Source organism: Dehalobacter sp. TeCB1 (genome assembly GCF_001707455.1).
Taxonomy (GTDB): Bacteria; Bacillota; Desulfitobacteriia; order Desulfitobacteriales; family Syntrophobotulaceae; genus Dehalobacter; species Dehalobacter restrictus.
In genome coordinates, this window is record NZ_MCHF01000067.1 from 185219 (window position 1) to 206445 (window position 21227).

Sequence of the window (21227 nt, forward strand, 5' to 3'; positions counted from 1 at the left end):
TTGTTTTTTGTTTTTTGTAGTTTGTTTTTTGCCGAATTTTGCTTGATTTTTTGACCTCGGTATGATAAATTGTATTAGTGTTTCGCAAAGGACAGATGTCGGGGCGTAGCTCAGCTTGGTAGAGCGCTACCTTGGGGTGGTAGAGGCCGCACGTTCAAGTCGTGTCGCTCCGACCAGTAAAATAAAGCCTATCAGGGCTTTTTTTGTTGCCCGGAAAGGCGAAAATGACCGTGTAGTGTAAGTTTTAGTGCAATTTGAAATTATGCGTTTAAATGGGATTCTTTTTGGGTGTAAATTTTTTTCTTTTAAACAAGCTGTTTAAGTTAATTGCAGCCTGTTTTTTTATTTCCGGCATTGTTCTGGTCCTTCTTCCTGGACTCCTAAGAGGATCACCGCCTGGGTGTATGTCAAATTGCGCACTGGTGCGTAATTTGAGTTGCCGTCGGAAGCATCGGGCAGCTTGCACCCGTACTCTCTGAAGACCTTCATCAGGCTTTCCGCCGTACTCTGACGGTTATTTGGAAAATAGAAAAAATTATTTCTCGAACATACAGGCTTTAGGGCAGACAAGAAGGGAATACATACAATAGCGAGAAGTAAGCATAGTCCGGATAGAGAAAGGGCATGCTATTCAGGAAGCACCTATATTCAAGCAGCAAACGATGAAAGGATAGCCGGTATGGGAAAACATAAAAAGAATGCAAGAGCCAAATCGTCTCTGACGGTAAGTGATCCGCATTTTACAGATTATGATATTCAAAAGGAACGTAATATCCTACAGATACAAGCCGACAAACCGAGCCATTCCTGAAACGAAGATACCGATCGTAATCCGGGGAAACCCGGATTATTTATGTATATGATCTATTTAGAACATTTTTTTATGATTTCCAATGATTGTTATTCTATGATTTCCAATGATTGTTATTCATTGATGATATTGATAAATGATTTATAATAAGAGAAACATATAAACAGACTAGGAATACCGGATATGGGATAGAAGGCGGCAAACAAATCTTGGATAAAAGAAGTGATGAAATGAATAAAGCCATTATTGTTGAAGGGAAGACAGACAGGGAACAGCTGCTGAAGGTACTGGACGAACCTGTCGAAATCATCTGTACGTACGGAACCATTAATCAAACGAACCTTGAAAGGCTCATTGACGAAGAGAAATATGATGAAATTTATGTGCTGGTCGATGCGGACGAGCCGGGAAATAAGCTCAGGCGGAGCATCAAAAATATTTTTCCGAATGCCCGGCATATGTATACCAGAAGAATATACCGGGAGGTGGCATCAACCCCGCTTGAGGAAATATATGATATTTTGAAAAATGCTCACTTTGACGTGAAAGAAATACCTTAATAAGAGAAATCCAGCCTTGTAACAAAAAAGTAACAAAAAATATTAATAATCCCCAAAAAATATCAAAATTCGCTTGTGTTATTCTTCACTTTCTGATATTATCTTGATAAAGTAGTATATACAAATATATATATTTGTATATATAAATATGTTTGTTTCTTTCTAAGGTATTTTAAGGGGTTAATCCTTAATTAAATTTTCACAATATTTTTGTAAAAACAATATTGTGAAAAATTTCACTATTGATATTCAACTATCGACAGAATAAACTAAGATTCATTATTTGGTCAGAAGGGGGACTCAATCATTATTTTTATAAATACTTACAGCTTTTTTGTATTAAGGTAAAAAGCCATGCAAGGAAAGGATGAAGAAAGTGGAAATCGTTGTTTGTATTAAACAAGTACCTGATACTACTGAAGTAAAGATTGATCCGGTTAAAAACACGTTAATCCGTGACGGTGTTCCGAGTATCGTGAATCCGTTTGACGAATATGCGGCTGAAGCTGCTATCAAAATTAAAGAACAATACGGTGGTAAAGTAACCGTCCTAACCATGGGACCACCACAGGCCGTATCTGCGCTGCGCAAATGTCTGGCGATGGGCGCGGATGAAGCAGTGCTGATCAGTGACCGGGCGTTTGCAGGTGCCGACACCTGGGCCACTTCCTATTCGCTGGCCAGAGCCATTGAAAAGATTGGCAAACCGGATATCATTTTTTGCGGAAAAATGGCCATTGACGGAGATACCGCCCAGGTAGGGCCCGGTATTGCCGAGCATTTACATCTTCCCCAAACAACCTATGTTCAAAAAATCAGAGAAGTTCATAAGGATCATCTCGTGGTTGAACGCGCCTTTGAAGGCGGATTTGAAGTGATCAAGGTTCAATTGCCTGCGGTCATCGCAGTCGATAAAGCAATCGGTGAACCAAGGTATCCGAGTGTTAAAGGTTCGATCAAAGCCTCAAGAATGCCGGTATCAATCTGGTCTGCTGCGGATATTGACGCACCTGCCGAAAAGACCGGACTAAACGGCTCCTGCACCCAGGTTATGCAGATCTTCACGCCTGAAGTTAAAATTCAGAGTGAAATGCTTAAAGGTGAAACAGATGAACAATTATGCAATTTGCTGATTAAGAAGCTGCAGGCTGCTGAAATCGTATAAGGAGGAGCAGGAAAATGAGTGTAAAGATCCTAGAAAATCAATGTAATGGCTGTGGCGCTTGTGTTGATAGATGTCCTTTCGGCGCTATAGAGATCGTAGATGGCATCGCAAAATTAAAGGATAATTGTACCGGCTGCGGAGCCTGCGGCAAAGCCTGCCCGAACAATGCCATAGAAGTTACCAAAAAAGCCAAAAAAGCTCCTAAAAACAACGATGAATACAAAGGTGTTTGGGTCTTCATCGAACAACGCACCGGCAAGATTGACACTGTAGCACTCGAGCTGCTTAGCGAAGGCCGCAAGTTGGCCGATGAGCTGAAGGTGGAGCTGGCCGGCGTGCTTCTTGGTGAAAATGTTGCCGATTTAGCGAAAGAGTGTTTTGCATACGGCGCTGAAAAAGTCTATCTGGTAGACGGCCCTGTATTTAAGGATTATCGTACCGATTCCTATACGGAAGCGATTGTTGAAATTATTAATCAATATAAACCGGAGATTCTACTGTTTGGCGCGACCAATAACGGACGTGATTTTGCAGCACGTATTGCAGTCAGGATTACCACCGGCCTTACGGCGGACTGCACCGCTCTTTCCATTGATCCGGAAACGCGGCTTTTAAGACAGACCCGGCCTGCATTTGGCGGCAATGTTATGGCGACCATTCTTTGCCCAAATCATCGTCCGCAGATGGCCACGGTCCGTCCGAAGGTCATGAAAATGGATGAGCCCGATTACAGTCGGATAGGTGAAGTGATCCGCTGTGAAAGCTCCGTCAAAGAAGCGGATATGACCACCAAGATTTTAGATATTATCCAAAGCATATCTCATACCGTCAATCTGCAGGATGCTGAGATTATTGTCTCCGGCGGCAGAGGCATAGGCGGTCCGGAAAATTACCGTTTGATTGAGGAACTGGCTGAAGCCCTTGGCGGCGTAGCCGGTGCATCCCGTGCAGCAGTTGACGCAGGATGGGTTCCGCATTACCGTCAGGTAGGACAGACCGGAAAAACAGTTTCCCCGAAACTTTATATTGCCTGTGGTATCTCAGGCGCTATTCAGCATCTTGCCGGAATGAATACCTCCGAAATCGTTGTTGCAATTAACAATGATCCCGAAGCTCCCATTTTCAACATCGCGACCTATGGTCTTGTTGGGGATCTTCATCAAATTGTGCCGATGCTGACCCAAAAGATCAAAACGTTAAAAATGGCGTAATGAACGATCTTTAAGGGCATAATGAACGATCTTTAATGATATGATGATCCGGCTGACGGATAAAATAGGATGAGTAGGAAAAGGAAGGTGTTAGGATTGCTTTCTTTAAAGCTGATTATATTTTTAGTACTGACAGGACTTGCAGTTTATGCATTTGTTCACGCCTTAAGTAAAAAAATCCGTATTTTGACCTTAGGCGCGAAAGAAAACAGGTTTGATAACCCGCGCAAACGTTTGAAGAATTTTATCGTAAACGTTTTATTGCAGGGCAAAATGCTCAGGGAATTTTACGGCTATATTCACTTGTTTATTTTCTGGGGATTCATATTCATTGCCTTAGGAGAAATCCCGTTTATGGTCGAAGGACTGTTCCCCTCCGTCCATGTTCCTTTGCTCGGAACGAGTCCCTACTTCTATCTAATTAAAGATATTCTGTCGACACTTGTATTTGTCGGTTTAATTATCGGTGTGATCAGAAGATGGATCGTTAAGCCCAAACGTCTCTACCGAACGCCGGAAGCCGCGATTATCGTGATTCTGATCTTCCTGGTTATTATCACCGAGTGGCTGACCAGTGGAGCCAAAGTTGTCTTAGATGCAAACTCTGCCTATAACCTGGCCTTCATCTATCATCTGTTTGCCGGACTGTACCAGGGCTACAGCGCTGAAACGCTCAGTGTCATTATTGAGATCTGCTGGTGGACCCATGTGCTGATCATTCTCGGGTTCCTGGTCTATATCCCAAACTCCAAGCACATGCATTTGCTGGCCTCACCGTTCAATGGCTATTTTGCTACATTGAAACCTGCCGGCGGTCAGGTTCCGGCAATGGATCTGCTAGACGAAAAGGTTACGGAGTACGGTGTAGGAAGAATCGAAAACTTTACCTGGAAACAGCTGCTGGACTGCTTCTCGTGCGGAGAATGTGGCCGTTGTATGGATAACTGTCCGGCAAATATCTCCGGTAAACCGCTGAATCCGAAAAAGCTCTTAAGCAGAGAGCTGAAGGATCATCTTTTGGAAAAAGGCGCTGAGATGACCAAGCTCGGTCTTAAATCCACAGCTCATTTAACAGATGAAGATTTCAGGAAGATTGCCAAGGAGGACCGTGAGTGTGCGGAAATACTTCAAAAGCATTTAATCGGCGATATCTTTACGCGCGATGAACTCTGGTCCTGTACGACCTGTTCAGCCTGCCAGACCTTATGCCCGGTATCGAATGAACATGTCAACAAAATCATTGATATGCGGCGGTATGAGGTGATGAATGAGAACAACTATGCACCTGAGCTGCAGCTCGCTTTCCGTAATGTTGAAAGCAAATACAATCCGTGGGGTGTCAGCTGGAGTGAGCGTGCTGGCTGGGCCAAAGACCTTGATATTCCGGTTATGAAAACGGCAGAAAATCCGGAGTATTTATTCTGGGTCGGCTGTGCCGGTTCTTTCGACAACCGCGCGAAGAAGGTTTCCGTAGCTACTGCCAAAATTCTTAAAGCTGCCGGCGTCAACTTTGCGATCCTTGGCAGAGAAGAGAAATGCTGCGGTGATTTTGCCCGCCGTGCCGGCAACGAATATCTCTTCCAGTTCATGGCCAAAGAAAATGTAGGCATCCTGAATAACTATGGCGTGAAGAAGATTATCACTACCTGTCCGCACTGCTTCAATACCCTGAAAAATGAGTATCCGGAACTTGGCGGCAATTATGAAGTGATTCATCATACCCAGTTCATTAACCAGCTTATCGGAGAAGGTAAGCTGAAACTGAATAAAGACGTTCGGCTGCCGGAACAAAGAATTGTATATCATGACTCCTGTTATCTCGGACGCTACCAGCAGGAATATGATGCACCAAGAGCACTCTTCAATAAGATTCCGGGGGTTCAGCTCGTCGAGATGGACCGCAACCATGACAAGAGCTTTTGTTGCGGTGCAGGTGGATCCAGAATGTGGATGGAAGAAAATCTGGGTGACCGTATCAACAACCTAAGAGTAGAACAAGCACTTTCCAAAGATCCTCAAGCCATTGGCGCCAACTGCCCGTACTGCATTACGATGCTGGAAGACGGCGTCAAAGATAAGGCTAAACCTGAGCGAAATGTTCACGTTGTCGATCCGGCCGAACTCATTGCAAAAATGATCTAACAAAAAAGATAGACCTTTGGCAGTCTCGGGATTGCTAAAGGTCTATTTACTTGATACAATACATACATTATGTATAGAATTATGTCGTTTCTTGAATAATAGACAGAAACGACAGGGCAGGATTTTTATTTTTAATCACGAATAATGTAAAATAACACAGAACAATGAGGAATACTTAGGATTTCTGGAGGGGAATCAAAGGTGATCGAAGTTTATAGCGTTGAATCGGAACTAAAAACAGTTGAAACAGAAATGAATAAAGAAATGCAGTTTAATTCATCAACGCTTGATGATCTGTTGAATCTGCCGATGAATAATCTGGACAGGTATATGAGTCCGGCCTTGGTTTTGTCTGTAAGCTGTATGACCGGAAAAATCAGCAAAACGATTCTTTCCCTTGCAACCGTTTTTCAATATGTTTTCTTAGCGCATCATATTCATAAACTGATTACTGATGAGGATATGTCCGAGCATTCCAGGCAGTTTCCTGTACTGACAGGGGATTTTATGTTTGGACAAACTCTGAAGAAGGTATGTCAGGAAGATATATTCCCATATGCCGGTCAGTTTGTCAAACTAATCAAGACAATCAATGAAGGCATCCTGATGCGCTGGCGGTATAAAAATAAGCGTATCCCTTTCCAGGAATATAACATGATCTTAGGCAATGAAAGAGCTTCTCTGACGGCGCTGGCTGTGAAACTCAGTGCAAAGCTTTCCGGGATTCCCCAAACTTATATCGATAAACTGGAGAACTTTGGGTACTGTATAGGGATGGCTTGGGCAGCTTCGGAAGAGCCAGCCTGTGCTTCAATATTACAGGAAAATCTCAGTAGAGCAGAAGAGAACCTGGCTCAAATCCGCGATTATTTACCGATCAAGCCTTTGCAGGAATTAATGGAATTTCTATACGCGGAAATCGAGCGAAACAAAAAAGCCGGTACAGGGGTCTTACAATAATAAATATCCTGCGTGAAGATCTTGGAGCTCTCAAGCCACTGAGAAACATTTCTACATATCAATCTCAGACCTGAGCTTTTTTTTGTCTGACACGAATAAGAAAGTTTTCTAGAACATAGAAAGTATATTTGGTATTCTTTAAATATCGTGATAGAATAATTAATGGCTCTTATTTAGCTGATGGAGGAGCGAAATAGTGCAACGCAGGAAAAAAAGAAACTTAGAAATGAGCCTTATGGGACATGTTAAAGAATTAAGAAAAGTACTTCTTATTTCTTTGTATGCGATTGCTATCGGAACGGTCATCGGGTATATTTTCAGCGACTATGTATACGGTTTTCTGGCAGAGCCTGTCACTGGGATGGCTGGAGTAAGTTTTATTACCACAACCCCGATGGAGCCGATTATGGTAAAGCTGCAAATATCGGTAGTAACCGGTATCATTATTGCCCTTCCAGTTGTGTTGTGGCAGATCTGGAGCTTTATACTTCCAGGTCTCAAAAAAAATGAACGTAAGTATCTTTACTATATCGTTGCTTCATCGTTTATTCTTTTTATTGCCGGCGCCGCTTTTGCCTACTATCTTGTTTTGCCGGTCTGTTTGAAGTTTCTGTTGCTTGCAGGAGGAGGAGCCGTAGATTCTACGCCTTTTGTGACCAAATCCTCTTATCTGAAATTTATTTTAACGTTTATGGGGACTTTCGGAGCAGTATTCCAACTGCCGGTTGTGCTGCTTTTCCTGATGAGAACCGGACATCTGTCTCCAAAAACGCTTGCCAAATTTCGCAAATGGGCTTTCTTTGCCATTATTATACTTACCGTAGTTGTATCCCCGACACCGGATCTCTTAACTCAGCTACTGATGGCAGGCCCAATATACATGCTTTATGAACTAAGTATATGGTTGGGCTATCTCATTACGAGAAAGAAAAAAGAACTTCAGCCTTCCGAAGCCGAAGAGGGAGGGGGACAGAACCAATGAGTATGACTGAAATTGCGCTGATATTGGTCATCGCTGTCATTCTATTTGGTCCGGATGATTTGCCCGTTGTGGCGAGGACTTTGGGCAAAATGATATTTAAGGTACGGAAATTCACCGATGAAGTCACCAGAGAATTTAAGAGTACACTTAGTGCTCCCAACGGTCTAATTGAAAATGCTCTTAAAGACTATCCTCCTAAAGACCATCCTCCTGAAGATAAACCGGCTCAGTCTAAAAAAATAGCGGAAGATGAAGAGCTTCTTTCCTATCAGGAAATTGAGGAATCGTCTCCCGATAAACAAGTGAATCAGAAAGACATGCAAGCGGGTGAATAATAGTTGAAACGTCAGAAATTATTTAGAGAAATCAATGCAGATCTTAAAAAAGTAGAAAAGGAACTTGATAAATTTCTTAATGTCGATGATCCTATGTTTTCGCAAACTTGTCTTTACCTTCTACAAGCTGGCGGAAAAAGGTTACGTCCGAGTTTTACGCTTCTTGCCGGAAAATTTTTTGACTACCGGTTTGAGAAGCTTCTTCCTGTTACAATGGCCGTGGAACTTATACATATGGCAACATTGATTCACGACGATGTCGTTGATGCATCCCTTACCCGCCGAGGACGTCCAACCCTGACCGCAGGCTGGGGAAATACCGTATCGATGGCAACAGGGGACTATCTGCTTGCGAAGGCCCTAGAACTGATTGTGAAGATTGATAATCCCGCGGTATCCAGCATCTTGGCTGATGTCTGTATTGAGATGTGTCAGGGGGAAATTCAGCAAATTAAGTCTTCCTATGATACAACGCAAACCTTGAAGCAGTATCTCTACCGTATTCAGCGAAAAACAGCACTGCTGATCGGTTTATGCTGCAAATTAGGCGCCAAGGTATCCAATGCCAATCCGAGGCAGATATGGCTGATGAGTAAATACGGCAATTACCTTGGTCTCGCGTTTCAAATTGTTGATGATATTCTTGATATAACTGCAAATCCCAAAGAATTGGGAAAACCGGTCGGAGGAGATATCCGCCAGGGGATCATTACCCTGCCGATGATTTTTGCATTGAAGGATTCTTCACAGAAAGAAAGATTAAAGGATCTTTTGGGGCGGAAGACGAAAACGGATGCTGAAGTAGCTGAGGCAATCCAGCTGATCATCCAGGCAGGCGGAATCGATAAATCAAGAAAAATTGTCGAGCAGTATATCGACAAAGCCAAAGCAAACCTCCAGGAACTTCCCGATGTTCCGGCCAAGGATGCTTTAATCGAGTTGGCTAATTACATGGGTGAGCGAAGTTACTAAGGTACGAAGTTGTGAAAAATCTGCTCACCTTCAGATGATAATTTTAGGACTCACAAGATACTTAAAAAATATCAAATTAAATTATAATAATATAATGATAGAGACGCTGCAAAACGAAGAAGTTTACTGCAGCTCTTTTTTTGCTTCAAACTACATTAAGAGCCGCCGCAGCGGCTTTGGTTATTTTTTCAAGAGATACAAACACTCATTTGTATGGAAAAAAATACTATATTATACATGAATTACTAAGTGAGGAGCTGTGTATTTTTGAATGACCAAAAAAGGAAAGTGTTATTGGAAGAAATAGAAAAGATACGGCATTCCAAAGTTATTGTCTATTTTTCTTATACACCTCTCGACGATGGAATCCTGGTTCCGTTGTATCAAGAATTGAATAAAATTGGAAAAACCCAAAAAATTGACCTCTTCTTGCACAGCTATGGCGGCGCGGTTGATACACCCTATAAGGTTGTCATGCTGATCAGGGAATTTTGTGAAGAGTTTTCAGTCATCGTTCCTTTTTCAGCGAAATCAGCAGCTTCAATGATTGTTCTGGGAGCGGATGAAGTTGTGATGGGCCCAATATCCGAGCTGGGACCGATAGATCCACTGGTCAAGCATCCATTGTATAAGGACTTCTGGATACCGGTGCAGGCCCTGCGCTGCTGCTTCGAATATATTGAAGAACTCATCGAAAACAACTCGAATACGGAGGTCTCTGAGATCATCGTCAATTCGGTTTTGAATAAACTTGATCCGTGGCTGATTGGGGATTATGAGAAAGCCTTAAAGGCTTCCAGACAATATGCCGAATCCCTGCTTTCCAAATATATGCTGAAAAATGATAAGGAAAAGGTGAAAGCGGTCACGCAAAACCTTACAAACGGTTATTTTTCGCACGGTTATCCGATAGGCCGGGCCGAAGCCAAAGAGATGGGCATTTGCGTAACTGAGGCTACAGGAGAACTGTGGGAATTAATCTGGGAATTATATCTTGTCTATCAATCCATGTTTTCTGGCGAAAATGCTTGTAATTTTTCTCTTTCTACGATAGGATGATGTAGGGTAAAGAAATTGGTTTTTTTGTAGAGTTCATGATATAGTAATATGAAAAGGAGGGTGACAGAAGTGCAACCTATTTTTGGAATGATTGCTCCCATGACATTAGTCATCGTTTTAGTCGTTGTGTTGATCATTTTTGGCCCGGGGAAACTTCCTGAATTGGGTAAAGCTATGGGCAAAGGCATTAAAGAGTTTAAGTCTGCGACCGATGATCTGGAAGACAGCGTCAAAGGAACCAAGGATTCGTCTGAAGAGAAGAAAGAAGGATAAGAGTCCATCTAACCATCATATGATCCATATAGAAATGTTTAGGACGTTACCGCGTTGCTATAGCTGGCAAGGAGCGGCAACGTCCTTAAATTATTCCTGAATTATATGATTCTAAGATTATTTTCATTTAGCAGCTTGGCACAATATTCGATAATTTCGCGGCGTCGGACGATCCCAATAAAAATTCCCTGATCGTCAATCACGGGAACAAAATTCTGCTGGATCGCCCTGGAAATGAGATCATTGATCTGAGCATTGATCGAAACGGCTGCATTCTGGGTGCGTTGTTCAATCTCATCAAGGTGTATTTTTTCCGTGTTGCCGAACGTCAGATCAGGGGTGTTTTTGAGCTTCCAAAGGAGGTCCCCCTCCGTTACTGTTCCCGCGTAATGCCCTTTGGAATCCACCAGAGGGATTGCTGCATATCCGTGGTACTCCATACGTTCAAGCGCCTGACGCATCGTAGCATTTTTTTTAAGAAAGATGACATCTTTTTTCGGGATAAGAAAAAATGCAATATTTTTCATAGCAAAACCTCTGACACTTTTATTATGATAACCGTTTATTTGAATTATTCAATAGAAACTATGGAATTCCTTCCCGGTTCCAAAAGCTTTTTGACGGTAGATTAAGTATCGCGGCTTAGGGGAACAAAGGGACGTATTATTTATTTTCAATCAAAAAGGGGGACAAAAGATACGTTCCTTTGTCCCTCTTTTATTAGTTTTGCCAATTTTTTAGAAGATTACACCCAGAGCAATAAGGATAAGAATCGCAATCGCGATAATACCTACACCTGCACCGCCATATATCGGAGCCACCGGGGCAACCGGAGCCACCGGGGCAGTTCTGCAGCAGCATCCATAATTGTACATCTATTTTCACCTCTTTTACACAGATCAAATAATAAGATTTTAGATCCTTAGAACAAAATACCCATCGCAATCAAGAGCAGAATAATCACTGTTACAATAGCAATTCCGCAAAAATTAGGCGTACAGCAACAACCACCAACTGCGCCTTCTGTTACAACACCACCGGCAACTGCACCTTCGTAAGCCATAATCGCAAGACACCCCCTGTATAATTGGTATGAATTGGTACTCGATGCAATATATGTAAAGGTACTTGCAATGGTGTATTTTCTAACAGTCAAAAATAATCGAATAAAATAATAGAAGCTCCCGCGTCCGGGAGCTTCTTGCGCAAAGTCCAAAGACAACTGCGGCTAGATTTTATACCTAGACATCAATTATCTAGAGACTCTTCAATAAAAAATTAACATGGAAAAGCCTTAAAGTCAACGATTATAAACAAAAATCTAGTAGTTAAGTTTTGGTTATTTTGTTATTCATCGAACGGAATAAACACAACCGCAATATTTTTGCCGGTAGAAATTTTGGGATCGGGCGATCTCCATCGTCTTTTTATAGCCATCCTGTTTCTTGAAATTTCTGGCCAGGAATTTGAGGCAGTTTTCATCAGCAATCTTTTGACCTATCTCCAGAATGTGTTGGCTGCTTTTATGAGGGCTGATGGTCAGAGTGGTTGTAAAGATGCTAATATTATTTCTCGAAGCATACGCGGCCGTTTTTTGAAGTCTCAGAGCAAAGCAGCGGTCACAGCGGATTCCTTTCTCCGGTTCATTCTCCAAACCTTTCATTTGTGCCAGCCACTGCCGGGGGTCATAAGGATCCTCAAAAAAAGATATGTTTTGGGCAGCGGCATATTTCTGCAGTTCACTACTCCGGAGCACGTATTCTTCCTCCGGATGAATGTTAGGATTGCAATAGTAGATGACCGGAGTAAAATCCGCAGAAAGCTGCTCCAGGACATAACCTGCACAGGTGGCGCAGCAGGCATGAATCAAGATCTTTTCTTTGGACATCGTTTCAACCTCCCAATCATGATGCTAAAACATATTTCTGGGGAATAAGTCTTACTGGCAAAATTATAGGCCTGCTGCAGCCTGAATGCAAGATGGGAAAGTTGTTCAAAATAACTGTAGGACAATGAAGGAGGTAAATTTGATGAAAAAAAATATAGTCAATCGGAATGTTATCATTCCTGTTCTAGGGTCGTTATTTTTGTTGTGTGGCCCTGGACAAGTTTTTGCTCAATCGACCCAGTATAGCGTTCAGGCCGGAGACAGTATGTGGAAAATTGCAGTACGGTATGAAATTGGATTAAGCGAATTAGCCCAGGCCAACCCGCAAATCCAAAATCTGAGACTGATCTACCCCGGACAGAAGGTTTTTATCCCGAATGTTGACAGCATTAAAGCCCTGGAGACGGAAGTAATCCGGCTTGTCAATGTAGAACGGTCTAAAAAAGGATTGCAGCAGCTGAAACAAAATTGGGAAGTATGCAGGGTCGCAAGATACAAATCACAAGATATGATCGACAAAGGATACTTTGCCCACGAGTCTCCGACCTACGGGTCTCCTTTTAAAATGATGGAGTCTTTTGGCATCAGATTTTCAGCTGCGGCGGAGAATATCGCTTATGGTCAGCAAACACCGCAGGAAGTCATGAACAGCTGGATGAATTCTGCCGGCCATCGCAGTAATATCCTAAGCCCGTCCTATCTGGAAATAGGTGTTGGAGCTGCAAAGGATAGTGAAGGCAATATTCACTGGACCCAAATGTTTATAAAGCCGCTGTAATAAGCATTGTTGTCGGATATGTACTTTCTTAAAAATGCGGACATGGTAGCCTTTAATAAAATGCTGGTTCATCGTTTAGGACTGTGATAGACTAGTACTGTTGTTAGTCCCAGTTACATATCCGGTGACAAGGGACGATATTCAGCTGAAGGATGATTTGATGACAGTGCAGGGAATTACCGCGGAAGAAAATGATAACCGGATCATTTGGCTGGATGTGATGAAAGGAATCGGAATACTGAGCGTCGTCTGGGGACATGCCGGTCATCCGTATTCTTTTTTGATGTTCTTCTTTCATATGCCTTTGTTTTTCTTTATCAGCGGCTATCTGTATCGATCTGCCGGGGCTGGGACACCATTGCAATATCTCGTCCGGCGGTCAAAACAGCTCCTGGTCCCTTATGTATTCTATATAGTTCTGATTACGGTATTCCTGGCCGTTTTAAGTGCGCTTAAAGGCCAATCGGCCAATATCAACTGGACAGCTTTGGTTCTGGGCGGAAGCAAGCTGGAAGGCGCTTACGGAGCCTTCTGGTTTGTGACCTGCTTATTCTTTGTCCAGATATTCTTTGACTTCGTCATCCGGAAGATTCGTCCAAGGTGGCTTGTCGTGCTGGTGATCGCAGCATGTTTTGTTTTTGCCTTCTGGGAGTCACGCTTTCACCAAGATTTCTTTGTTCCCTGGAATATGGATGTAGCCTTTTTTGGAATCGTTTTCTATGCGCTGGGTTTCCTTTTTAAACAAAAAAAATGGCTGGTAAATACCCAGCTAAACAAAATCATTCTTTTATTATCAGCAGTCTTTCTTGTCCTGTTCTTATACGCCTATTTTCAGGATTACCTGAGGTTTGGTCTGGACTTTAAGCACCGTCAGTATTACTTTTTCGGTACGAACATCCTTGTGCCGATGGCTGCAATTCTGTTGATCTCCGGCCTAAGCAGGATGCTCGCCAATTGGACGTTTTGCAGAAGGGTATTAAGTTCCCTGGGCCAAAGCTCGATGGCAATCATGTTTCTTCATTTGTTTGTGAATTCAGTGATAGGTGGTTTTATTACGATTAGTCCTTGGCGTTTTCTTATTATCGGAATATTATTCCCTTGGCTGTGGTTTGAATTTGCTTCGCGGATACCTGGTCTGCGCTTTCTGGCCTTGGGAATAAATCCTAAAAGACCGGCCATTGGTATTGGAATCTCAGGCAGATCGGATAGAAGCATCTGAGAAACTGCAATAACATTGTTGTTTATGACTATTCCTGATTGATCTTCTTTAGAAGCCAGGCCATATTTTTGCCAAGTGTCTGAAATGTCCGGATGCCTTCCTCATCCTGCTGGACATTCCCAGGTTTATGGGCAAGTGTCATATTCCAGTAGCTGGAACCTACGGTGATCATTTCGGTGATGCCAAAGAATAGATTGATCGAAGAAAAAACGAAATTTGTACCGGCTCTCCGGGCAGCCACAACGGTGGCACCAACTTTTCTGGTCAATAAACGGCCATTGGCCCCGTTAACGATGCCGCAGCGGTCAATAAAGGCTTTGACTTCGGGGGTCATATTGCTGAAATAGCTTGGGGAACCGATCAGAATGCCGTCAGCTTCAAAGACTCTTTGTAGAATCGGATTCAATTCGTCGTCATGGCCCGGGCAGCTCCTGTCTGCGCTTTGAGCGCATTTTCCGCAGACCTTACAGCCGAAAATCGGTTTTCCGCCTAATTGCAGCAGTTCGGTCTGAATGCCCTCCTTTTCTAATTCCTGAAGAACGATTTTAAGACTTTGAGCCGTATTTCCATTGGGTTTTGGGCTCCCATTAAGTGCAACAACCAACATGGCATGTTCCTCCTGATTTTGGGTGTTTTTTTGATTATTCAGATACTTTTTATGTAATATAATTGTAATGAATAATTCAAGATCAACAGTCGTGTTTCCTGCAGCGGATTTTAGAGACGATCAGTACCTGGGGGAAACCCGCTAAAGCTATAATGCTGATGGTAGCGGGGACATTCAGAATCTTTGTCTGATACTACTTTTGTTTAAGAATTGAAAATGTATCTCATTTTGTATATAATGGCAGTTAGCGCTTTGGGTCTTGTACAATCAAAACCGGCTGGAACTTATATTCGCGGAACTGCAGCCCGGAGGGACTATAATATTCTAGCATATTCGAAAGGAACGAAAAAAGTGAAGATTTTACGTTACATGCTCATATTTGTACCGATCACTTTTGTAGGTGAATTTCTGCACTGGGAACCAACCCTGATGTTTGTCTTGACAGCACTGGCCATTATCCCTTTGGCTGCGCTGATGGGCGAAGCGACAGAGGAAATTTCCTTCTATTCAGGGCCCAAGATAGGTGGGTTTCTGAATGCAACGTTTGGCAATGCAACAGAACTGATTATTTCTTTCTTTGCGTTAAAAGCAGGTCTTTTTGAGGTTGTCAAAGCATCCATTGCCGGATCGGTCATCGGTAATATTTTACTCGTGCTGGGTGCCAGCATGCTCTTGGGCGGAATCAAATACAAGTCCCAGCATTTTAACCAAAAGGTTATTGACAACAGTGCCAGCATGCTGTTATTTGCAGTTATTGGTTTAACGATTCCGGCTATTTTCATGCATACGCTGGATCCGGCACTCCTGAGTACGCGTTATGAGGGACTCAGTGTCATTGTCGCAGTCATCATGATTCTCATCTACATTTTGAGCTTAGTCTTTTCTTTTTACACGCACAAAGATATTTATTCGGTCGACCACTCCCAGGAAAGCTCTCCAAAGTGGTCCATCAAAAAAGCAATTGCCGTTTTGGTCGGAGCCACTGTGCTGATCGGACTGGAGAGTGAGTTCCTGGTCAGTGCTGTTGAGCCAATGTCGGAAGCGATCGGGCTAAGCGAATTTTTCGTCGGTATTATCCTTATTCCGATCATTGGTAATGCTGCTGAACACAGCACGGCGATTGTCATGGCACTGAAAAATAAAATGGATGTCGCTGTTGAGATTGCAATCGGGTCAAGCCTGCAGATCATCTTGTTTGTTACGCCTGTATTGATTTTCCTGAGTTTGCTGTTTACACCGATGAGTATTGTTTTTAATGAATTTGAACTTGTAGCCCTTGTCTTTTCGGTTTTGATTGCCAACAGGGTAGCGACAGATGGCGAATCAAACTGGATGGAAGGGGTTCAGCTGCTAGCAGTATATTTGATTATTGCTGTGGCGTTCTTTGTTTTGTAGAATCCAGCTTCTTGATTCTATAGATTTAGGTTTGCAGATTCTGTGAGGGTACGTAATGTGCCCTCATTTTTTGTGGGCTTATACTGCTTAATTGCTTAAGTGCTTAAGGCGTGCTAAAAGCCTTTTGGGCTTGTCTGCGTGCCACAATACCACTTTCGGCCGTTGCGTCCTCCTTGACGCAAAAGGCCGCGCTACGCAATCCTTGCTCCGCTTATCGTGGAACTGTGCCACGCAGACTAATTGACAGTTAATTGGGGCTTGTCTGCATGAAGAACTTGTACTCCATATATATTTTCACAATGGAATCTTGTGTCATCGTAAGAATAATTCAAAATTAAAAAATGCAGACATTGACAATAAGCGTTAACGAGTTAAAGGTGATTCGTATATTTCATCCTCGTCTGATATTGTATCAGGGAATAAAATAATGCTATGATAAAGCTGATTCCGGAAGGGGAGGGGTAGCTATGAAACGGTTTGGTTTCTATTTAATAATTTTGACTTTAGGACTGGGAATTTTGACGGCTGGCTGTGCAAACAACGATCAAATGAATGGTACGAATCAGGAAACAAACCAGACAGGTCAGACGAACGGCTCAAACGGATCAAACGAGGCAAACGAAGACAATAATCCGGTGATCTATCAGAACACGGTGTATGGCTTTGATTTTACGTTGCCGGACAGTTGGAAGGGCTACTCAATTGTAACTGAGCAATGGGAAGGTATTGCTGTGGATGGTCCGCAAAGCGGTCAAGTGATTGAAATGGGTCAGCTCATTCGGATTCGTCATCCACTATGGACTTCGGAGCAGCCTCGTCAGGATATTCCGATTATGATATTTACACTGGATCAATGGACAGACTTACTGAATGAAAAATTCAGTGTTGGTGCGGCACCAATGCCGCCAAGCGAGCTCGGCCGAAATTCCAGATATGTACTGGCGCTTCCTGCGCGTTACAATTATGCTTTCCCCGAAGGATTCGAGGAAGTGGAGGATATTCTCGCAAACAGTCCTTTGGAAGCAGCTGAAAACTTTAAGTAGGGAATGACGGATTTCTTGCTTGAATTTTTTGGGAGGGTATCATGAAAATTGTTGTCGCACCTGACTCTTATAAAGGCAGTATGAACGCGCTAAGCGCTGCCAGGGCAATCGAAAGAGGCATTCGGAACGTTGAACGGGATATTGCTGTAAAATTGATCCCGATGGCTGATGGCGGCGAAGGCACCGTAGAGGCGATAATTGCGGCTTTGGGTGGTGAGATCATACCTGCCAGGGTAAAAGGGCCTCTGGGTGAAACGACGGATGCTTTTTTTGGCTTGTTAGAAGACCGAACAACAGCTGTGATTGAACTGGCAGCGGCGGCAGGCTTAAATTTAATTCCTGCAAAGCTTAGAAACCCTCTGCTGACGACATCCTATGGTGTTGGAGAGCTAATAAAGCATGCCTTGGACACTGGAGCTAAAAAGTTAATTCTGGGTATCGGCGGGAGCGGCACGAATGACGGAGGAGCCGGAATGGCCACGGCCTTAGGGGTAAGACTCCTGGACCGGCATGGTCAGGAAATCCGTTTTGGAGGCGGCTATCTGACTGAAATAACGGATATAGATTTTTCTGGCTTTGACCCCAGACTGAACGATATGGAAATAATGGCTGCATGTGACGTGACCAATCCGCTATGCGGACCGCAGGGGGCCTCGGCAGTCTATGGCCCGCAAAAAGGAGCAACACCGAAGATGGTTGCCCTATTGGACAAGAATCTCCGGCATTATGCTGAAATCATTCAGAAAAGCACCGGCCTTCAGGTGCGGGATATACCCGGTGCCGGAGCTGCAGGAGGCGTTGGAGCGGCTCTGATTGCTTTTTTGAAGGCGGATCTGCAACCCGGTGCGCAGCTCATAATGAGGGCGGCAGATATGGACAAAGTTCTGACCGATGCGGATTTAGTCATAACAGGTGAGGGTTTGACCGATTACCAGACGCTCTTCGGCAAAGTGCCGCTGGCCGTAGCTGAAAAAGCTGTAAAACATCAAGTCCCAGTCGTCTGTTTGTCCGGCGGGCTGACGGAAGATGCCCAACAGCTTTACAAACATGGTTATTCCGGTGTATTTAGCATTACGGAAGGACCTGTTAGCCTGGCAGACGCAATCCTGAATGCGGAAGCGCTGCTGGAGAGGGCTGCTGAAAGGATCCTGCGTCTGTACCTGGCTGGACGATCATTCCAGCATGGAGGGTCATACGCAAAAGATCATTAACGCTCAAAATCGTATAGGGAGGACACTATGAAGATCGTCGTTTTGGATGGATATACGCTTAATCCCGGAGATATATCATGGAGCGGGCTGGAAAGGCTTGGGGAGCTTACCGTCTATGACCGCACCGCCTATCATGCCGGCAATGAAGATTTGATCATGGAAAGGATCGACAGGGCGGAGATTATCTTTACCAATAAAACACCTTTATCCAGAACAGTGCTGGAAAACGCACCTGATTTAAAATTTATCGGGGTTCTCGCAACGGGCTATAATATTGTCGATGTTGAGGCAGCCAAAGAAAGAGGAATTGTCGTAACGAATATTCCGGCCTACGGGACGAATTTTGTCGCTCAGATGGCAATTGCGCTGCTACTTGAAATGTGCTGCCATGTCTGGCCGCACAGCGAATCGGTTCGGAGAGGAGAATGGTCCGGCAATCCGGACTGGTGTTACTGGAACTACCCACTCATAGAACTGGCGGGAAAGACCATGGGAATCATCGGTCACGGCAGAATTGGCCAGGCAACTGGAAGAATAGCTCAGGCTTTGGGGATGAGGATCCTGGCTGTTGACAGTAATCCCGATCCGTCCTTGGAAAGTCCTGATATGAAATATGCCGATATGGATACACTACTTGCTGAATCCGACGCAATTATGCTGCACTGCCCGTTGTTTGAAAATACCAAAGGAATCATCAACAAGCAGACTATTGCTAAAATGAAACCCGGTGTGATGATCGTAAACAATGCAAGAGGACCTTTAATCGTTGAGGAAGATTTAGCCGAGGCCCTGAACAGCGGAAAGGTTGCCGGAGCCGCGTTGGATGTTGTGTCGACAGAACCGATTCAAGTGGATAATCCGCTGCTTCAGGCCAAAAACTGTATCATTACACCGCATATTTCCTGGGCCTCGCTGGAGGCAAGAATCCGGCTGATGGATCTGGCTGTGCGCAATCTGGAACAGTTTCTGGCAGGGTTTCCCGAAAATGTGGTCAGTTGAACCGGTAATCGTTTGTATAGTAACGATGTAAACTTTTTCGTTTCATTTTTCTATCCCATTTTTAGCCCGGCTCTGGTCGGGTTATTTTTTTAGATGATAAGCGGAAAAAGATTTTACATTTTACTGGAAAATTAATGACAAACTTAATTAATTCCTTTATTATGTAAGATATGTAAAATATTCTATAGTTTAAGGTGGATACATCGTATGGCTAGAGTAAACGTTCCATATATTATGGCGTGTGAAGATGTCATTAATGAAAATGAATCCTTAACTTACAAAAACATTCTTTTCACAAAAACAATCAAAGCTTTGTTTGAAAAAATATCCCTTAATATTGTCGTTGGGGTTCAAGTTTTTGAGTCGGAAGACGCTGAAGAAAATGAGGGTGACATCATACTTGAAATGACAGTAAAAGATGATAAAGATGAGTATGTCACCAAACTGCCGTTAAAAATTGAAATACCAAAAGGAACAAAAGATATCTCGGTAAAGATCGTATTTAACGAGATACTCATAAAATCACTCGGATCATACAAGTTTGTTGTCAGTAAAGGGAGGAAGAAACTCAACGAATATCGAATATTAATAACGATGGGAAAGGGAGAAAAAGAATGAATACGCTCACGATGGATGTAGACTTTAATAAAATATCAAAAGCTAAAGCTTCCCCTGAGAGTAATCATTCGGATTTTATATCAGCTATAAAAAGCTTTACATCACCAAATAATATAGAATTAACATCTAGCGCGGGAATTCATGGGCTGAATGTTGATGTTTATGAAAAACATGAGGTTTTATTTGCCGAATATACAGTGATTTTTACGGATGAAAAAAGTTTTGAAATAAGGTCAGGGTATAAAGAACCAAAGTCATTGAATAAACATAATAGTGTTCTATCAAGGATTGGTGGTGCTATTATGGGATGGCTTGCTTGTTCTCCAATTGAATCTTTCGCTGAAGAGATTAAAAATTCTTATACGCAGCATGTCGGCTTAATTGCCTCTCTAGCGGCTCTATGTTCTGCTTTTGCGGCTTGGACTGGTATTCCTATTTTTAGTATTATTGGTGGGTTTATTGGACTTGCCGTTTTTGACGCATTAATAAGCTTATTACCTGGAGCAGTTAAAGAAGGGAAGGAGAAAGATCATAGCTTACAAGCCAAGCTATGTGCTTTTTGCGTAAACTTAGCAGCAATTATGGTTGGCGTTATTGCCCATAATTACTTTGTCGACTTGACTTCCGGGCTAAGTAGTATTGAATATTTTCCTGCCAAAGTCGTATCCAATGTTCATTATTTAATTGTCTTTTGGGTAGGGCTGATCTATGTTACAAGAGTCATCGGATATGCAGCAAAAATTAATAAGGTACCAACTCCATGGTTTGTTAAAGCATTGAAAGGAATTGGTTCTAATAACGAAAAAGGGAAAAAGGGAAATAAAGAGTTATAATCTTTTTATAAATGGATATTTATTTTTGGCAAATCAAAAGGGGCTGTTGCACAACGAACGTAACCGTTCGTGGGCAATAGCCCTACTTTTATTGCGTGAGAAATAGCAAAAGCGGGCTCAAAGAGCCCGCAAATACTGTATAATTTAGTTATGCAACTAAATAAAT

General features: G+C 43.0%; 25 protein-coding genes and 1 tRNA gene. 20 read left to right on the forward strand and 6 right to left on the reverse strand.

Annotation, left to right across the window (positions count from 1 at the left end):
• The first annotated feature begins 99 nt into the window (after window positions 1-99).
• A tRNA-Pro gene (locus A7D23_RS15300) sits at window positions 100-176 on the forward strand.
• Window positions 177-342: 166 nt separating this feature from the next.
• On the opposite strand, the gene A7D23_RS16650 is transcribed toward A7D23_RS15300, so the two are convergent.
• Complete coding sequence (locus A7D23_RS16650; protein ID WP_345790490.1) at window positions 343-570, reverse strand: DUF3102 domain-containing protein; 228 nt, start codon at window positions 568-570, stop codon at window positions 343-345.
• A 109-nt stretch (window positions 571-679) separates the two neighbouring features.
• Between A7D23_RS16650 and A7D23_RS16610 the strand changes: the two genes are divergently transcribed.
• From A7D23_RS16610 to tatA, 11 genes are all read left to right on the forward strand, one after another.
• Complete coding sequence (locus A7D23_RS16610) at window positions 680-811, forward strand: hypothetical protein (RefSeq protein WP_019226352.1); 132 nt, start codon at window positions 680-682, stop codon at window positions 809-811.
• Between the two features lie 230 nt (window positions 812-1041).
• Complete coding sequence (locus A7D23_RS15305; protein WP_025205825.1) at window positions 1042-1371, forward strand: toprim domain-containing protein; 330 nt, start codon at window positions 1042-1044, stop codon at window positions 1369-1371.
• 367 nt (window positions 1372-1738) lie between these two features.
• The gene (locus tag A7D23_RS15310; protein WP_282432025.1) at window positions 1739-2536 is read left to right on the forward strand and encodes an electron transfer flavoprotein subunit beta/FixA family protein; all 798 of its coding nucleotides are present in this window, start codon (window positions 1739-1741) and stop codon (window positions 2534-2536) included.
• 14 nt (window positions 2537-2550) lie between these two features.
• The gene (locus A7D23_RS15315; protein WP_019226355.1) at window positions 2551-3747 is read left to right on the forward strand and encodes an electron transfer flavoprotein subunit alpha; all 1197 of its coding nucleotides are present in this window, start codon (window positions 2551-2553) and stop codon (window positions 3745-3747) included.
• Window positions 3748-3816: 69 nt separating this feature from the next.
• Window positions 3817-5889, forward strand: coding sequence for a (Fe-S)-binding protein (locus A7D23_RS15320; protein ID WP_176714442.1), 2073 nt, complete (start codon window positions 3817-3819; stop codon window positions 5887-5889).
• Between the two features lie 201 nt (window positions 5890-6090).
• Window positions 6091-6849, forward strand: a complete 759-nt coding sequence (locus tag A7D23_RS15325; RefSeq protein ID WP_019226357.1) for a polyprenyl synthetase family protein — start codon at window positions 6091-6093, stop codon at window positions 6847-6849.
• 196 nt (window positions 6850-7045) lie between these two features.
• Window positions 7046-7831, forward strand: a complete 786-nt coding sequence (gene tatC / locus A7D23_RS15330; RefSeq protein ID WP_019226358.1) for a twin-arginine translocase subunit TatC — start codon at window positions 7046-7048, stop codon at window positions 7829-7831.
• Window positions 7828-8166 (forward strand): twin-arginine translocase TatA/TatE family subunit, encoded by a 339-nt coding sequence (locus A7D23_RS15335; RefSeq protein WP_019226359.1) that lies wholly within the window; start codon window positions 7828-7830, stop codon window positions 8164-8166. The genes tatC and A7D23_RS15335 overlap by 4 nt, the downstream gene beginning before the upstream one ends.
• 3 nt (window positions 8167-8169) lie before the next feature.
• Window positions 8170-9138 carry a polyprenyl synthetase family protein gene (locus tag A7D23_RS15340; protein WP_019226360.1) on the forward strand — a complete coding sequence of 323 codons (969 nt, stop codon included), beginning with the start codon at window positions 8170-8172 and terminating at the stop codon, window positions 9136-9138.
• A gap of 267 nt (window positions 9139-9405) precedes the next feature.
• On the forward strand, window positions 9406-10197 hold the full coding sequence (locus A7D23_RS15345) for an ATP-dependent Clp protease proteolytic subunit (protein WP_019226361.1): 792 nt from the start codon (window positions 9406-9408) through the stop codon (window positions 10195-10197).
• A 69-nt stretch (window positions 10198-10266) separates the two neighbouring features.
• Window positions 10267-10470, forward strand: coding sequence for a twin-arginine translocase TatA/TatE family subunit (gene tatA, locus A7D23_RS15350; protein ID WP_019226362.1), 204 nt, complete (start codon window positions 10267-10269; stop codon window positions 10468-10470).
• 101 nt (window positions 10471-10571) lie between these two features.
• On the opposite strand, the gene A7D23_RS15355 is transcribed toward tatA, so the two are convergent.
• The 4 genes from A7D23_RS15355 to A7D23_RS15360 form a co-directional block, all read right to left on the reverse strand.
• Complete coding sequence (locus tag A7D23_RS15355) at window positions 10572-10997, reverse strand: CBS domain-containing protein (protein ID WP_019226363.1); 426 nt, start codon at window positions 10995-10997, stop codon at window positions 10572-10574.
• A gap of 210 nt (window positions 10998-11207) precedes the next feature.
• Window positions 11208-11345 (reverse strand): hypothetical protein, encoded by a 138-nt coding sequence (locus tag A7D23_RS16235; RefSeq protein ID WP_019226364.1) that lies wholly within the window; start codon window positions 11343-11345, stop codon window positions 11208-11210.
• Window positions 11346-11392: 47 nt separating this feature from the next.
• On the reverse strand, window positions 11393-11533 hold the full coding sequence (locus A7D23_RS16240; protein WP_015043034.1) for a hypothetical protein: 141 nt from the start codon (window positions 11531-11533) through the stop codon (window positions 11393-11395).
• 288 nt (window positions 11534-11821) lie between these two features.
• Window positions 11822-12358, reverse strand: a complete 537-nt coding sequence (locus tag A7D23_RS15360; RefSeq protein WP_019226365.1) for an epoxyqueuosine reductase QueH — start codon at window positions 12356-12358, stop codon at window positions 11822-11824.
• Between the two features lie 142 nt (window positions 12359-12500).
• Here A7D23_RS15360 and safA point away from each other — a divergent pair, with 142 nt between their 5' ends.
• Complete coding sequence (safA, locus tag A7D23_RS15365; RefSeq protein ID WP_019226366.1) at window positions 12501-13136, forward strand: SafA/ExsA family spore coat assembly protein; 636 nt, start codon at window positions 12501-12503, stop codon at window positions 13134-13136.
• A gap of 160 nt (window positions 13137-13296) precedes the next feature.
• Window positions 13297-14355 (forward strand): acyltransferase family protein, encoded by a 1059-nt coding sequence (locus tag A7D23_RS15370; RefSeq protein ID WP_019226367.1) that lies wholly within the window; start codon window positions 13297-13299, stop codon window positions 14353-14355.
• A 28-nt stretch (window positions 14356-14383) separates the two neighbouring features.
• Here A7D23_RS15370 and A7D23_RS15375 read toward each other — a convergent pair whose 3' ends face one another.
• Window positions 14384-14962 (reverse strand): flavodoxin family protein, encoded by a 579-nt coding sequence (locus A7D23_RS15375; protein WP_019226368.1) that lies wholly within the window; start codon window positions 14960-14962, stop codon window positions 14384-14386.
• A 237-nt stretch (window positions 14963-15199) separates the two neighbouring features.
• On the opposite strand from A7D23_RS15375, the gene cax reads away from it, so the two are divergent.
• The 6 genes from cax (at window position 15200) to A7D23_RS15405 (ending at window position 21061) form a co-directional block, all read left to right on the forward strand.
• Window positions 15200-16357, forward strand: coding sequence for a calcium/proton exchanger (gene cax, locus A7D23_RS15380; protein ID WP_282432026.1), 1158 nt, complete (start codon window positions 15200-15202; stop codon window positions 16355-16357).
• Between the two features lie 467 nt (window positions 16358-16824).
• The gene (locus tag A7D23_RS15385; protein ID WP_019226370.1) at window positions 16825-17400 is read left to right on the forward strand and encodes a hypothetical protein; all 576 of its coding nucleotides are present in this window, start codon (window positions 16825-16827) and stop codon (window positions 17398-17400) included.
• A gap of 41 nt (window positions 17401-17441) precedes the next feature.
• Window positions 17442-18611, forward strand: coding sequence for a glycerate kinase (locus tag A7D23_RS15390; protein WP_019226371.1), 1170 nt, complete (start codon window positions 17442-17444; stop codon window positions 18609-18611).
• 27 nt (window positions 18612-18638) lie between these two features.
• On the forward strand, window positions 18639-19610 hold the full coding sequence (locus A7D23_RS15395; RefSeq protein ID WP_019226372.1) for a D-2-hydroxyacid dehydrogenase: 972 nt from the start codon (window positions 18639-18641) through the stop codon (window positions 19608-19610).
• A gap of 207 nt (window positions 19611-19817) precedes the next feature.
• Window positions 19818-20228: a hypothetical protein gene (locus A7D23_RS15400; protein WP_019226373.1), complete on the forward strand. Its 411-nt coding sequence runs from the start codon at window positions 19818-19820 to the stop codon at window positions 20226-20228.
• Entirely contained in the window at window positions 20225-21061 is an 837-nt protein-coding gene (locus A7D23_RS15405; RefSeq protein ID WP_068884457.1) for a hypothetical protein, read from the forward strand. Before A7D23_RS15400 ends, A7D23_RS15405 begins: the two co-directional genes overlap by 4 nt.
• Window positions 21062-21227 lie beyond the last annotated feature (166 nt).